Origin of the sequence: Actinoplanes awajinensis subsp. mycoplanecinus (genome assembly GCF_001509495.1) — a bacterium.
GTDB lineage: Bacteria > Actinomycetota > Actinomycetes > Mycobacteriales > Micromonosporaceae > Actinoplanes > Actinoplanes palleronii.
In genome coordinates, this window is record NZ_LLZH01000121.1 from 73737 (window position 1) to 88474 (window position 14738).

The following is a 14738-nucleotide window of genomic DNA, read 5'->3' on the forward strand; positions in this document are numbered from 1 at the left end:
TGCGACTCGTCACCGCCCGGGCGCGTCGCTTGCCTAAATGACCGAGTTTGTGCCTCTCGTACAGTGGTCGCCGTGACCCTCGAACGACAGCAGTCCACCCGATCGGCGTACACCGCCGAGATCATCATCGTCCTGCTGCTGTCGCTCGGGCAGTCCGCGATCTTCTCGGTGGTGTCGCTGACCGCGAAACTCACCGACGGGCAACCGCTGGCCAGCCACACCGCGACGCTCAACGCGCCGCTGTCCGCCCGGCCGTATCTGGACCTGACATACCAGCTGCTGAACATCTTCTTCGACCTGGTGCCGGTCGCGCTGGCCTGGTATTTGCTGCGCCGTGACGACATCCGGCCCGGCCGGGATCTCGGGATCGACTTCCGCCGTCCGGCCCACGACGCGGGCTGGGGTGCCGCCCTCGCCGCCGGCATCGGCATCCCCGGCCTGCTGCTGGTGTACGCCGCGATTCAGCTCGGGGCGAGCGCGCAGATCGTGCCGTCCGCGCTGCAGCCGTACTGGTGGGCTGTTCCGGTGTTGATCCTGTCGGCGGTGCAGAACGCCGTACTGGAAGAGGTTCTGGTCATCGGATACCTGATGACGCGGCTGCGGCAGCTGGAACTGTCGGTGCCGCGGATCATCATCTGCTCCGCGGTGCTGCGCGGGTCCTACCACCTCTACCAGGGCTTCGGCGGTTTCGTCGGCAACGTCGTGATGGGCGTCGTGTTCGCACTGTTCTACCTGCGGACGAAGCGGGTGATGCCGCTGATCGTGGCGCACAGCCTGCTCGACATCACCGCGTTCGTCGGTTACGAACTGCTGCCCGACTCCTGGCTGGACTGGCTGAAATACCACCCGTAACGGCGCTGTGCCCGGGTCGCCACGGTCTCCGCCGCGTTGCGGCCGCCGAGGACGGCGCCGAGCAGGCTCGTTCCCGGCAGGACCCGGTCGGCCAGGCGCAGTGCGGCCCAGGCCGCTCCGCTGCGGTAATTCGGCAGCAGGACCACGATTTCCGCTGCCCGGTCCGGGTCGGTGGGATCGAGACCGTACGCCGCGGCGAGGTGCAGCACCAGCTCCGCGTGCGTCAGCGCGGCCGTGGCGACAAGAGCGACCGGAGCGTACGTGCCGGCCAGCGCACTGAGCAGCGACCGACGTTCAGCCGCGCGGGTGAACTGGGCGGTGGCCAGCCGGGCCAGATCCCGCGGCGTGGCGGCCGGGTAGGCGGCCCTGGTCTGCGCGGCCCAGGCGGCGGCACGCGGGCCGAGGGTCTGCACGGCACTGTCGGCGAGAGTCTTCGGAGCGTTGCGCGGGTCGGCCAGCAGGCGGGGCCAGAGCTCCACGGCAAGCTGATCCGCGGTGCGGAGCGGGACGGCCGCGGCCCGGTTGGGCTGGGCGGGAATGGCCGGGGGCGCCGGCTCGATCACCGCGACCGGCTGTGTCGCCGGGATCGGCTCAGGCGCTGTGATCGGCTCGGGGGCCGGGATCGGCTCGGGGGCTGTGATCGGCTCGGGGGCCGGGATCGGTTCTGGAGCTGTGATCGGCTCGGGGGCCGGGATCGGCTCTGTTGTCGCGGCGGGCTCGGCTGCCGGGGTGGCCTTGCGGGGACGGCGGGCCGGGGTGGCCTTCTTGGCGGCCGGCGTGGCCTTCGCGGTGGCGGGCCTCGGTGCCTTCACTGCTCTTACTGGAGTTGCCGCCTCGGGCGTGGTGGCCTCAGGTGCTGCCGGCTCGGCGGCCGGCTCGTGGCGCGGAGGCTCGGCGGGCGCGTTGTCGGCGGGCGGTGCCGGGCGGGGCGCTGCGGGGCGGGTGGCTTTCGGCGCCCTGGTGCTGGGGCGGCGGGCCGGGCGCTCCGTCGTACCGGAAAGGGGGTTTGAAGGGTGACCTTCGGCACCTTCCTCGACCCGCGGGGGTTGAAAAGTGACCGCCGGCGGCGTCGCACGCCGTGGCGGGGCGGCCGGCTCCTCCGACTGCGGCCCACTGAAGGGCGCGCGGGGATTGCGGGCGCGCGGCGTCTGCTTCTCCTCCATCCTGCGCAGCGTAGTCGCAAGCGCAACGTTTCACCTGTTGGCGGCCTTCGTGGCAGATCTTCGGGAGGTTTCGGGCCGACCTCTTTGTGCGACGCTGAGCGGGTCCGGTATTGTCAACGCCTGGTGGTTCGGTACGAGCCACCGGGGAGACTTCGCCTAGTCCGGTCTATGGCGCCGCACTGCTAATGCGGTTGGGGTTTTACCGCCCCTCCCGGGTTCGAATCCCGGAGTCTCCGCGCGAAAGCCGGTGTGTATGCTGGTTGAGCACTGAGTGAGCGCCCGTAGCTCAATGGATAGAGCATCTGACTACGGATCAGAAGGTTAGGGGTTCGAGTCCCTTCGGGCGCACAAAAAATCAAGGCCGTGACCTGCGGAAACAAAGGTCACGGCCTTTTTGTTTCCCATTTTCGCGCTCCAAAATCCCATCTGGTGGGAGCGTGGTGATCGGATGGTGATCGCGTGTCGGAAACGTGTTCCGTCCATAGCGGATTCGGGCGTTGAGCAGCAATTTCCCCACGGGAACCATGGCCGACTCGGTGCTCGCACCGATTACTGCGAGTGACTATCGTGGTTTGTTGATCGTTCCGGGCAGGCTGCTACCGGGGTACGTGCCCGTGCCCGGCGCGAGCCGGTGGGCGGCGTGGGGCGAACCGGCTGTGGCTGCCGCGGGCCATGGCCGACACGGGCTACCGTCCTCGGGAACCGCTGGCAAAGCGTCCGAGCCGAGCTGCCGTCGCGCAAGCAGTCCAGCGGGCTGACCCAGGCAGTCTTCGGCGCCGACTTCAGCTGGAGCGGCCTGGGGCAGGCCCTAAGCGGTGCCAGGTCCGTTAATCGTCCACCGGTGGCTGCGGTGCGATTTGCCGCCACAGGGCGCTCGGCATGAGTTGAAGGCCCTTACCGATCTTCGCCTGCCAGTGCAGATCCGTACCGCGTCCGACGCTGCTGGCGGTGTTCCGCTCGACGTGGCAGAAGTGCTGCCGGGCAGCGGCGGACTCCCCGAGCATCTTGTGCGCCACGGCCAAATTGAACTCCGCTCGCAGTGTGTTTGGGTGGGTGGGCCCGAGCGTGTCGCGCAGGCCCGCCCAGGCTCGGGCGTTGTGGTTGCGGGCGGCCGGGTACTCGTGGAACTGGGCTGCCGCGTAACCGAGGACCATGTCCGCCCGCAGCGCGGCCGGATGCTGCGGGCCGAGGCGATCGAGGACGTCGTCTCGAACGGTCTGCACGGCACGCCGGGCCGCCCCCGGCCGTCCCAGTGCGATGAGCGCCTCGGCGTGGGCGACGGCCAGCGTGAGGGTGAGCACGCTGCGCCGGCCGTGCGTATCGGCATGCTGGTCACGCAGTCGTTCCAGCTCACGCGCGGCGTCCTGCCAGCCGACCGGGTCGGCTTTCAGATCGGTCAGTGCCAACGTCAGGCGGGCGTCCGCCAGCATCCGGTTCGCCTCGACCGCGTTGACGTGACCGCTCAGGTTGCGTGCGGTATACGCCGCCACCACGGCGGCGGCCCGGCGGCGTGCCGCGACCTGACCGTCCGTCTCCATCTCGGCCCGGGCGAGCTCCAGCTCCGCGGCCTGCACCAGGTCGAACGACTGGCCCGCAGAGCTGGCGAGGCGCGCGATGAGTTTCGCCAGGCCGCGCCGGCCCTCCTGGTGCCGGCCACGCAGACGCAACGACCGCAGATAGGCCATCTCGGTGTCGGCGGGCGCCCGTCCCGGTTCCGCCATCAGCGCCGTCCACAGCGGATCCGCCTCGGAGATCCTGCCGAGCGCGTCCAGTGAGCCCGCTACGATGCGCCGGCCTTCGTCGCCGGCCCGCGTGCCGACCTCCAGAGCCTCCTCGAACGCGCCGCTGTCGAACATGCACCGGGCCGCCGCGAGCAGGGTCGTCCGGTCGTCGGGGAAGCGCCGGGCCAGCGCCCGGTGGTGCGGCAGAGCCAGGATCGCCTCGCCCATCGACTCGAAGTGGGCGAGAGCCAGCCGATGGAGACGCACGGCCACCGGGTCCGGCAGATCGTCTCTGAGGGCGAGGTGGCCGGCGTGCCGTGCCCGCAGTGACTCCTCAGCCGGGTCGGCGCCGTCCGTCTCCAGCACCGCGTCGGCGGCCTCGGCCGCCACCGCCGTCCAGTCGACGGCGGGATCGAGGTCACGGACGGTGTCCCGCACCAGTCCGTGCGGCTGCCACCCGCTGGGCGTCGGCGTGACCACGTGCTCGCGCTGCAGCTCCTCCACCGCCGTCCCGGCGGCCGCGTTGCCGAGCAGGCGCCGGACCAGGCCGGCCGGCATCGCGACGGGTGAGCAGACCACCGCGGCCCGCAGCAGCTGTACGGCGTCGGCGTGCAGCGCACCGATCCGGTGCCGGAGCAGTGCGGTGACCGGGGCGATCGCCGTCGCGTCCCGGTCGATCTCGGCCAGCAGATCGGCGTAGCCGGTCAGGCTGCCCCGGATCTGGAGGCGGTGGCCGGCCAGCCGGAGTGCCATCGGGTGGTGACCGAGCCGCCGGGCCAGCGCGGTGACCTCCGACTTCGAGCCGTCGCGATACCGCTGGAGAAGGTCCCAGGCGTCCTCCTCGGACATCGTGCCTAGATTGAGTACGTGCGCCGGGCTGTCCGTCACCGCCCCGTTCGTGATCAGGACGGTACGCAGGCGCGCGCCCACCGACGGCACCGCCAGCCGGTGGACGATCTCGGCGGTCAGCTCACCCGGGATGCCGTCGACGATCAGCAGACTCGGCTCGGGCTGATTCGCGACATGATCGGCGAAAGCGACGATCACCTCCTGGTCCGACGCCGACGGTGGGACCGCCCGGAACGCCAGGAGTGCGCGGAGTTCCGCCGCGAACGTGGCGGCCAGGCTGTCCGGATCCGTGCTGCTGCCGTCCAGCGACACCCACCACACACCTCCCCGATGGCTGGCTTCGAAATGCCAGGCGTACGCGGCGGCCAGGGCGCTCTTGCCGATCCCGGGCAGCCCGGTGAGCACGCAGACCCCCCCGGTCGCGTCGTAGTGGGTGAGCCCGAACCGGTGCTTTACAAGCGCCGAGTGCAGTTCCCAGATCTGGTGGTAGCGACCGGTGAAGTCGGGGGTGCCCGGCTGCCGGCGGGCGTGCCACGTCTGCTCGCCGGAGACGGGATGGTCACCGATCCGGCCGGTCAGCGTCCGGACCTTCGCCTTGATCTCGCGGACCACCCGGGACGTCTCTGCGTCGTCGCCAGGGAACGGGAGCCGGTCGAACTTCTCGTCGGCAAGCACCGCCGGCGCCAGATGATCGGTCTCCCGATGCGGGTTGATCACCATGATTCGGCGGATCGGGTCGCCCTCCCGCAGCCCGGCCAGGAAGGCCGTGGTCAGTTCGTACTGGCAGGCGGCCCGGTTGGTGTAATCGCGGGAGTAGTAGGCGAGCAGCGTGGTCGAGTTCCGTAGCGCGCTCTCGATCTCCGCGGTGATGCCGCGGTACACGGGCAGGCGCTGGTCGTAGAAGACGCTCAGCCCGGCCTTCTCCATGGCCCGGACCAGGTTCTCTACCCGTGTCCGGTCCGGGCCCGCGAGGGACATGAAGACGTCGTACACCTTCTGGCTCATTCTCCGGCTCCCGCATCATCCAGCGGCCGCCGCGGTCGCGGCGCCCGGTGTCGTACCGGGACGTGCCCGGCGTACAACCGCTCTGCCTGCCGGCCGAAGACCTCGGCCTGTTCCGGCCGGCCGGCCCGCAGTGCCAGCTCGGCCAGCCCGCGCAGAGCCCTAGCCTGCTCATAGGTGCTGCCACCGCGGACGCCGCGCTTCTGCGCCAGGCGGAAGTGCTTGCGGGCCGCGGTCAGGTCGGCGATCCGCGAATGGACCTCGCCGAGGCAGTTGTGCGTCATCGTCTCGTCGAGCAGTAGCTTGTCCTCGGCGAAGATGACACGGGCCTGGTCCAGGTGCGCCAGTGCGAGCCGGTGCATGCCGAGAGCCGACTCGGCCAGCGCCATGGTCCGCAACGTGATCGCCGCGTTCCGCCGCAGCCCGCGGTCCTCGTAGAACGCCAGCGCCGCCCGGCACAGCTCACCCGCTTCCCGGTACTTCGCGAGGCAGTGCATGACCCACGCCTGATGACCGAGCGTGTTGGCCTCCCCGTAGGGATCCGCCAGCCCACGGAAGAGCCGCAGCGCCTCCTCGTACTGCTCCTGGGCCTCGGGAAACCGCTCCGTCTCGGCATACGCCAGCCCCAGATTGCCGCGTGTCACGGCGATCGCCCATCGGTCACCGCAGGTGATCGCGGAGGCAAGAGCAATTTCATGGGTACGGACCCAAGTGGCCCACTGTTTCGTCCGGAAGAAGAAGTCGCGGAGCGCGTAGGCCAGCTTCCAGCTGATCTCCGGATGCCCGGAATCGGCCGCCAGCTCGACTATCCGGGCGAGATTGTGCTGCTCCTCGTCGAGCCAGCGAGCGGCCGCCTGCGGGTTAGTGAAGCGCGCGAAGGCGGTCGCCGGGCCGGGCGTCACGGCCGGCACCCGGAAGCGTCCCGGCGTGATCAGCAGGTCGGCGTGCTGTGCGATGTGGAGGGTGCCCTCCAGCAGGCGGGCGATCGCCGTCTCGCGCTCCTCGGCGGACAGGTCGCTCGCCGCTCGGGCCGCCACGATCGACCCGACCAGATCGTGGAAGCCCACCCGGCCCGCGCGCTGTCGCTGGAGCAACGCCGAGTCGACCAGGTCCCGGACCAGCCGTGCGCTGCTCGTGGTCCCGGCGAGCAGGCAGGCCGCCCGGTGGTCGAAGTCCTGACCCGGGTGCAGGGCCATCAGCAGCAGGGCACGGGAGGTCTCGGCCGGCAACGCGTCGAACGACGACGAGATGGCCGCGTGGACGTTGCGGGTGCCGTCGGCGAGCACGATGCCGGCGCTGAAGCTCTCAAGCCGCCCGGCCAGCTCTTCCAAGGGCGTCCCGTCCGCATTCCCTTCCAGTGTCGGGAGGCGGGCCGCGGCCACCCGGACCGCCAGCGCCAGCCGCCCACAGAGCGCGGTTACCCGGTCGATCCGCTCGGCGGTCGCGGCGTCCGGCTGTGACGGCAGGCCGGCGACCTCGATGAACAGCCGCCGGGCCGCCGCCGGGCTGATCTCGCCGATCAGCCGGTGCGCGGCCTCGTCGAGAGCCGCGAGCCGGGTCCGGCTGGTCACGATGATGTCCGAGCGGCCGGGCGTGAGCAGCGGGAGCACCTGGCCGGCGTCACCAGCGTTGTCCAGCACCAGCAGGAGACGCCGTTCGCGGACGGTCCTGCGATAGAGCGCGACCTGCTCGTCCTCGTCGTACGGGATCGCCTCGCCAGGCACACCCAGCCGGCGCACGATCCGGTTCATCACGTCCACCGGGGGCAGCGGCTTGGTGTAGCCGTGCAGGTCCAGGAACAGGCCCGCGTCGTACCTCTTGACCAGCTCGGTCGCCACCTGCACGGCCAGCTCGGTCTTGCCCGAGCCGGGCAGGCCGTACAGCGCGATGATCCGGCGCCGGTCGGGCGACTTGTCCGAGAGCAGCTCGAGGATATCTGCCAGTTCTTCGTCACGACCGTTGAAGAACGCCGTCGGTGCGGGGAGGTCCACCCGGGGCGGGGTGATCGTCCGGCGGGGCTCGGAGTGCTCACTCACCACCAGGTCAACCAGCTCGTTCCCGCTCCGCAGCGCCGCGTCGCACCTCGCGGCGATGCTCTTGCTCAGCGGGACGAGTCCGTTTTCAATCTTGCTGAGGTAGCCGACGCTGAAGTGGGCGGCTTTCGCGAGGGCGGCCAGGGACATCCCCCGGCTTTTCCGTAGGCGGCGCAGCTCAGCACCAGTTGACTGGAAATGATCATCCACGGCCGGCTCGGCCATTGCTGTTTCCTCTTTTCTTGGCAACAAGGAAACCCTGGCGGCCACCCTCCCCGGGCGGCACTATTGCTACCTGAAGATCACCCACCGACTCCGTCTCGAAAAATTGTAGGCGATCCCGCAAAGACCCCGAGTGATCATTTCTGCCGAGCCTCACTCACCCGGCCGGGTGAATTGTGCCCCGTAAACCGAAAGATCGCATCAAGAAAGGATTGACAATGACCCTTCAGCCGATGTCGCAGACACCTGGCACCAGTCTGGCCGACCTCAAAGAGGTGGCCGCCGGAATGCAGGACTACATTCGGGCGGAGAACGCGGACGCCAGGCATGCCGCCCTGGAGGCCGCCAATCGGCGGGGTGTGTGGCAGCGCCTCTTCCCCAGTCAGTACGAACGCGAGCGCCAGCGGATCGGGATCCAGGGACTCCGGCAGATCAGCGAGTCACGGCGGGAGCTGCTGGAGGTCTACACCGCGGCGCAGATCGAGATCGCCCGCAAGAGCGCGGACGCGCTCGTCGCTGCCCAGGGAATGCACCTTCAATCGCAGCTGGCGACGTTCGCGAGTGCCAAGATCTCCGAGCTCAACGAGACCATGAACGCCGCGCGCGCCAAATTCCTGACCGACATGGAACCGCAATTCTCCATGATCGAGAAAATTGCACGGCCGGAGCTTCAGGGGCCGGCCTATCAATCCGCGCTGCAGCAGGTCGACATGTACTTCAATTTCAACGGCAAGCTTCTGAACGGCTTCATCGAGTCGTTGAACAACCGGGTCGGCGGAATCGCCCGCTGACCCGTCCTCCCCGGAAAGGAACGCGTGATGCGTCGGGCATTCATCTGGCTCGCGGGCGGCGATGACGTGATCCTCCGCAACTGTACGAACATGCATCGCTCCGAACAGATCCGGCTCACCTGCCTCGGCGCGCTGACCGTGGTGCCCGCGGTGCTCGGCACGTGCGCCATGGCGTACGCGATCTCCACCCTCACCGACGAGGCGTACCTCTACGTGGGAGGCGGGGTGCTCTGGGGCCTCATCGTCCTGGCCGTGGACCGCTACCTCGTCGCCACGATGCACAAGTCCGAGGTCCGGCGACGCGGCGGCCTCGTCGTCTCGATGCTGGCCCGGCTCATCTTCGCGATCTTCATCGGGATCGCGGTGGCGCATCCGCTGGTCCTGCTCTGGTTCGACAAAACCATCACCCAGACCATCGACGAGAACCGCCGCACCGCGATCAGCGAGCGCACCGCGCAGGCCGAGCGGGACGTCGCCGCGCTGCCCCCGGCACAGCTCGCCTCCACCGATCTGGTGGAACAGCGCGCCCAACGCCAGGAGTACAAGGAATGCCTGGTCAAGCTGCAGACCTACGAGCAGAGCAACCTGCAGAGCGAGGAGACGACGTGCGGGGTCAGCAGCGGCTCGGCGGGCTGCGGACCGCGATGCGCCCTGATCGGTGACCGGATCGACGAGGTGACGAAGGAGATCGAGGTCCTAGACCAGCAGATCGCCGCCGCGCAGGGCGCCGACGGTAAGGCCGGCGATGCCCGTCAGGGCGAGGTCGACGTCATCCTCGATCAGCGGGACGCCGACCTCGCCGCGATCGAGAAGACCTTCAGCACCGACTACCTGGCCCGGGTCAACGCCCTCGACCAGCTGATGGAGAAGAACCCCCACGTGAAGTGGGTGCAGTTCTTCCTCATCCTCCTCTTCGTCCTCGTGGACCTGGTCCCGCTGGTGATGAAGATGGCCACCCCGGCCGGCGAGTACGAACACATCCGTGACACCGCACTGCTGAAGAGCCTCGCCACGGAAGGAGCGAAGCAGCGCGTGGCCCGCGAGGGAGTCGCCGAACTCCAGCTCGCCCGGATGCAGGAACAGGCCGACGCGACCGTGACCGAGATGCAGATGATCACCCGTACCCCGGTCCAGATGCTCGACGAGTGGGAGAAACACCGCCGCCGGGTGGAAATGCGGATCCGGGAGATGCGCGCCAACGCCGAGCCAGGCACCGAGCTAGCGATCGAGGCGAAGATCGTCGCATACCGGAACCTCGAACAACAGGCCTGGGACACCGCGATGGCCCGGACCATGGCATTCGTCAGCGGGCCCGGACATGTCAAGCTCTGAGGCCGGCGCGGGCTGGCGCTTCCAGCTCCTCGGCCCGGTCACGGCGAGCTACGCCGACGCCGAGATCGACGTCGGCGGTCCCGTCGCCCGGGCGATGCTGGCCGCGCTGCTGCTCGCCGACCGTACCCGGACCACCGAATCCCTGGTGGTCCGGGTCTGGGGCGAGCCCGGCGCCACGACCAGGGACAGCGTCTACCACTACATCGGACAGTTGCGTGGCCGGCTGCACCGGATCGGGCCGGGCGCGCGGATCACCGGGCAGCGTCCCGGCTACCGCCTGACCGTCGCCGAAGAGGCCGTGGACTGGCGACGTTTCCGCCGGCTGGAGGAGGAGGCCGGGCAGGCGTACGCGGCGGGTGACCCGGACCGGGCTGCCGCCGCGCTGCGGGCCGGCCTCCGGCTGTGGACCGGGCCGCCGCTGGACGAGATCGACGGGCGGCTCGGCCGGGAACGTGCCGAGTTGCTCGACCATCGGCTCACCGCGCTGGAGCGGCTCGCCGCGCTGGAGGCCGCGAGCGGCCGGTTCGAGGAGGTCGTGTCGCTGCTGCAGCCGGAGATCGGGGCCGCGCCGCAACGCGAACGGATGGCGGTTCTCCTCATCGACGCGTTGCACCGGCTCGGACGGCGTGACTCGGCCGTCTCGGTGTACCAGCAGACCGCCTTTCACCTGCGTACCGGCTTGGGCCTGGACCCCGGTCCGCGGCTGGAGCAGGCGCACCGTGCCCTCCTCGCCCCCGGATCCAGCCGGCCGGCACCGGTCGCTGTCCGGCCGCCCCGCCCGGACCGGCACTTCCTCGGCCGCGACGCCGAGCTGCGCATCGTCCTGCGGGCGCTGGCGAACGGCGACGTCTGCGTGATCCAGGGCATGCCGGGCGTCGGCAAGTCGGCGTTGGCGCTGCGGGCGGCCGAGAGTCACCCGGGTTACGTGCTGCTGAACATGTCCCAGTACGAGGATGCGGACGCGGCCCTGGGCGCGCTGCTGCACCGGCTCGGCGCACGGATCCCGGCCGGGCCGGAGGCGCGCGCCGACCTGCTGCGCGACACGTTGCGGGAGCGGCCCACCCTGATCGTTCTCGACGACATCCGGGACGTCGGGCAGATCCGCCCGCTCCTGACCGGTGGCGCCACTCTCGTCACCACGCGCAGTCAGCTGCCGTCGCTGGACGACGCGGCGGTGCTCACCCTCGAGCCGCTGCCGCCCGGTCCGGCGGCCGAGCTGTTCCGGTCGATAGTCGGCGAGGACCGGCTGGCCGGGGAGCCGGATGCGCGGAACGACATCGACGAGATCGTTACGTACTGCGGCGGCCTGCCGCTGGCGCTACGCATCGTCGCGGCACGGCATCGGCTGGCCGGCGCACAGGGACTTACCGACCTGCGGGCCACGCTCGCCTCCTTCGAAGGGCTGGACGACGGCGAGCGCAGCGTCCAGGCGTCGTTCCGGACCGCTGTAGTAGGGCTGGACGCCCGTGACCGGACCACCCTCGGGCTCCTAGCCGCCGCGCCCGGCCCGGACATCGAACGGCTCGCCGCGGCGGCGTTGCTCGACTGCGAGCCGATCGAGGCGGCCGTCCGGATCGGGCGTCTGGTGGACCGGCACCTCGTCGCGGAGCATCGACGGCACCGCTACCGGATGCACGACCTGCTTCGGGCCTTCGTCCGGGCTGGCGACGGGATCGCTCCGGATCGGGAGCACCTGACCAGGCTGACCGGCTACTACTTGCGCGGCGCGGAGGCCGCCGACCGGATCATCACGCCACACCGATTCCGGCCGCCGTCGCCGCCTGCCGGGACCGGCGAGCTCCCCCAGCTGACCGGTTACCCGGACGCCCTCGCCTGGCTCACCGACGAGCAACACAACCTCGCCGCGACCTGCGTCGCCGCGAGCGAGAGTGGGCTGGACGCGCACGCCTGGCTGCTGGCGTACGCCCTGCGCGGGTTCTACTACGTCGCGAAGCCGTGGCCGGAATGGCTGGCCACCCACAACGCTGCCTTGCGGTCGGCCCGCCGCCTCGGCGACCCGTGGGCCGAGCTGGCCACCCGGAACAACCTGGGTCTCGCGTACGTCGAACTCGGCCGCCTCGACGACGCCGCCGATCAGTACCGCCAAGCCATCGCCCTGGCCGAGCGGGCCGGTGACCAGCACGCCACGCAGAACGCTCGGGCTAACCTGGCCTGGCTGCACTTCTCCCGGCACGAGTACGTCCGGTTCCTCACCGAGATCCAGCCGGCCTACGAGTTCTACGTCGCGTCCGGCTCGTCCCGGAACTCCGCCATCACGCTGCGGGGCATTGGCCTGGCCGAGGGTGAGCTGCGCCGTATCGACGAGGCGGTCGCGCACCTCAGCTCTGCCCTGGACATCTTCCATCGGCTCGGGCTGCCGCTGGACGCAGCGATGACGTACAACGCTCTCGGCGACGCCTACCGGCACGTCGGCCAGGATCTGTCTGCCGCGGCGGCGTACCGGCAAGGCCTGGCTGCCGCGGAGAAATGCGGCAGCGTCTTCGAACGGGCCCGTGCCCATCAGCGTCTTGGTGAGATCGCGCACCGGCACGGCGAGGTCATGGCGGCGGCCGCCCACTGGCGGGCGGCCGCATCCGGATACCACGAGCTTGGTGTCACCAAAACGGCCGAGGGCTACGGCCTGCTCGTGGAAGCCGCGTTCAGATGACCTTCCGGTCGGGTTCGGCCCGTTCGTTCGAGCCTGGAAGCATGAATTCCACAGCACAGCTGATCGCTCAGGTAGTCGTTGTTGTTCTCACGGTCGCCCGTCTAGTGCTCGAGCGCCGATCCCGGGCGGACGAGGACGAGCCGCCACCGCCTCCTGGGTTGCTCACCGTGGAGGTTGGTCTCGTGGTCGCCGCCGTCGTTCCGTGCTTCTGGCATTAGCTTCCATGCGCTGGTCTTGAGAAGGCGCCTGGATCGTGCCCGTGAATCCGGGCACCTCGGCCAGTCGCAGCTACCGGCGAGGCCAGCACAGCCGTACCGGCGGACTGAGCGGATACGAGGAAGGCTCGGCCGTGGCGAAACCGGCTCCGTTGAGCGATTGGATGGACCAACGTAGCCGTTGGGGACGGCGCCGACGCGCGTGCCGGCGAAGTTCCCGTTCTGAAGTGCTGCGGTGTCGCTGCGCTCCTGGCGGATCACGGGACACCACTGGAGTTCTGCGGCGGGTAGGTCACCTCAGCGATCTACGGGAGTGGCGGCTTCGCGACCGTCGTCGCCCGGGGTCGCGGTGGTTGTGCAGACCGCAGGCAAGGCGTAGACCCTCTGCCCGGCTTTGAGCGATATGCCGAGGCCGACCACCGCTGACTTTCGCGTTGATGTACGACGCTGGGTGTTGCCGCACAGCGGTGGGAGTCAGTTGATCTGGAGGCCAGGAACGCGGACTTGGTGGGGCACGACGCGTGCGGGGTAGTGATGTACGGCCGAATGTTGGTCGCCTGGGCGCCGCCGAACGTAACTTGTTGGCCGTCGCTCACTTCGACTATTTTGTTCAGTTGCGATTCGAGGAGGTGCACTGTGTCGGGCTTCTTCGGGTCGATCCAGGCGTGCCCGGCCGGCCAGATGATCGTCACGGGCCCGCTGGGCGGTCCGGTGACGTAGGTGTAGTGCTCGGTCAGGTGGAACGTCACGTTGGGCAGGCCGACATCCGGGGCTCCGGTCCAGTCGGCGATTGAGAGCGTCGGCAGGCGTGGGTCGGGCGACACGGTCGCTGAGGGCGCCGCGGACGGTACGCCCACCGGCAGACCCGCTTGAACATGCTGGTCTGGGCAGCCGGGCGCCGCTGGCCGGTCGAGGAATGCTTCAAACAAGCCAAGCAGGAGACCGGTCTGGACGACTACCAGGTCCGCACCTGGCGCGGCTGGTATGCCCACATCACCCTGTCGATGCTTGCCCTGGCCTGGCTGGCCGCCGTCCGCGCCGCCGAACAGCAAAAAGGGGAACCCGCGCCGACATCGAACAGCTCGCCCCCCGTCAGTGTCCCGGAAGCACGCCGGTTGATAGCCGCCCTGCTCAGCGACCACCAACCGGACAACGACCACACCATCGCCTGGTCACGCTTCCGCCGCCGCCGACAATGGCAGGCCCAGCAATGCCACTGGCGACGAAGATCAAAATAGGTGTCGCAAGCTGTTCGCCCTCATCGGCGCCCTCTTCTTCGTCGCCGGCGCGATCGTCGAAGCCTTCGCCTACTCGTTCCCGACCTTGCTGATCGGCTCGGTGCTGATGCAGCCCGCGATCGCTTTCTTCAGCGCGGTCGACCAGGCCATCGTGCTCGCGGTCCTGCCGAGCCGGGACGAGGCCGGCCGCTACATCGCCGTGGTGCAGTTCGCCCACAAGCTGCCGAGCGCAATCGCACCGCTGATCGCGCCGTTCATCATCGCTATCGGTGCCACCGACGGCGAGAAGAACTACACCCTGCTCTACCTCACCGGCGCGGGCCTCGCGCTGATTGGCGGCCTGGTCGTATTACCCGCATCAAGTCGGTGCGCTGAACGTTGGGCGAAAGGCGTAGACCCGCAGCGCGCCGGTTCCAGCATGAAAGCCCCGCATCAACGCAGACCTCGGCGAAGCAAACGTCGCCGCATCCATCGGATGGGCGCCGGTTACCGCCGTGGCCGGCTTCACCACCATCCTTGACCATGCCGACACCGCCATGTACGCCGCCAAGCAACATCGTCGAGCAACAACTGACAACGACCTGTTACCGATCTCGGACCGGTCATGACACCGGTGAGAAGAGGTCAGTGTCAACGGCGGGTGTCGGTAACG

The 14738-nt window shown here is 69.4% G+C and carries 8 protein-coding genes, 2 tRNA genes and 1 pseudogene; 8 read left to right on the plus strand and 3 right to left on the minus strand.

Annotated features, from left to right (window positions below):
• Positions 1 to 63: 63 nt before the first annotated feature.
• Entirely contained in the window at positions 64 to 852 is a 789-nt protein-coding gene (locus ADL15_RS15535; RefSeq protein ID WP_067690493.1) for a CPBP family intramembrane glutamic endopeptidase, read from the plus strand.
• Here ADL15_RS15535 and ADL15_RS55325 read toward each other — a convergent pair.
• On the minus strand, positions 801 to 1664 hold the full coding sequence (locus ADL15_RS55325) for a hypothetical protein (protein WP_232344119.1): 864 nt from the start codon (positions 1662 to 1664) through the stop codon (positions 801 to 803). The two genes, ADL15_RS15535 and ADL15_RS55325, sit on opposite strands and share 52 nt — an antisense overlap.
• A 496-nt stretch (positions 1665 to 2160) precedes the next feature.
• On the opposite strand from ADL15_RS55325, the gene ADL15_RS15550 reads away from it, so the two are divergent.
• A tRNA-Ser gene (locus ADL15_RS15550) sits at positions 2161 to 2251 on the plus strand.
• Between the two features lie 39 nt (positions 2252 to 2290).
• A tRNA-Arg gene (locus ADL15_RS15555) sits at positions 2291 to 2363 on the plus strand.
• Between the two features lie 479 nt (positions 2364 to 2842).
• Here the strand turns inward: ADL15_RS15555 and ADL15_RS15560 are convergent.
• Together ADL15_RS15560 and ADL15_RS15565 are read right to left on the minus strand one after the other, a co-directional pair.
• On the minus strand, positions 2843 to 5590 hold the full coding sequence (locus tag ADL15_RS15560; RefSeq protein ID WP_067690505.1) for a tetratricopeptide repeat protein: 2748 nt from the start codon (positions 5588 to 5590) through the stop codon (positions 2843 to 2845).
• Complete coding sequence (locus ADL15_RS15565; protein ID WP_083971284.1) at positions 5587 to 7845, minus strand: tetratricopeptide repeat protein; 2259 nt, start codon at positions 7843 to 7845, stop codon at positions 5587 to 5589. Before ADL15_RS15565 ends, ADL15_RS15560 begins: the two co-directional genes overlap by 4 nt.
• Before the next feature lie 215 nt (positions 7846 to 8060).
• Between ADL15_RS15565 and ADL15_RS15570 the strand changes: the two genes are divergently transcribed.
• From ADL15_RS15570 to ADL15_RS15585, 5 genes and pseudogenes are all read left to right on the plus strand, one after another.
• Positions 8061 to 8633 carry a hypothetical protein gene (locus ADL15_RS15570; RefSeq protein ID WP_067690511.1) on the plus strand — a complete coding sequence of 191 codons (573 nt, stop codon included), beginning with the start codon at positions 8061 to 8063 and terminating at the stop codon, positions 8631 to 8633.
• Positions 8634 to 8660: 27 nt separating this feature from the next.
• Positions 8661 to 9965: a DUF4407 domain-containing protein gene (locus ADL15_RS15575; RefSeq protein ID WP_067690516.1), complete on the plus strand. Its 1305-nt coding sequence runs from the start codon at positions 8661 to 8663 to the stop codon at positions 9963 to 9965.
• Positions 9952 to 12633, plus strand: coding sequence for an AfsR/SARP family transcriptional regulator (locus ADL15_RS15580; RefSeq protein ID WP_067690520.1), 2682 nt, complete (start codon positions 9952 to 9954; stop codon positions 12631 to 12633). Before ADL15_RS15575 ends, ADL15_RS15580 begins: the two co-directional genes overlap by 14 nt.
• A 1072-nt stretch (positions 12634 to 13705) precedes the next feature.
• A pseudogene (locus ADL15_RS57055) lies at positions 13706 to 13909 on the plus strand (IS701 family transposase); the annotation flags it as partial.
• A gap of 187 nt (positions 13910 to 14096) precedes the next feature.
• On the plus strand, positions 14097 to 14606 hold the full coding sequence (locus ADL15_RS15585) for an MFS transporter (RefSeq protein WP_198170802.1): 510 nt from the start codon (positions 14097 to 14099) through the stop codon (positions 14604 to 14606).
• The last annotated feature ends 132 nt before the right edge of the window (positions 14607 to 14738 follow it).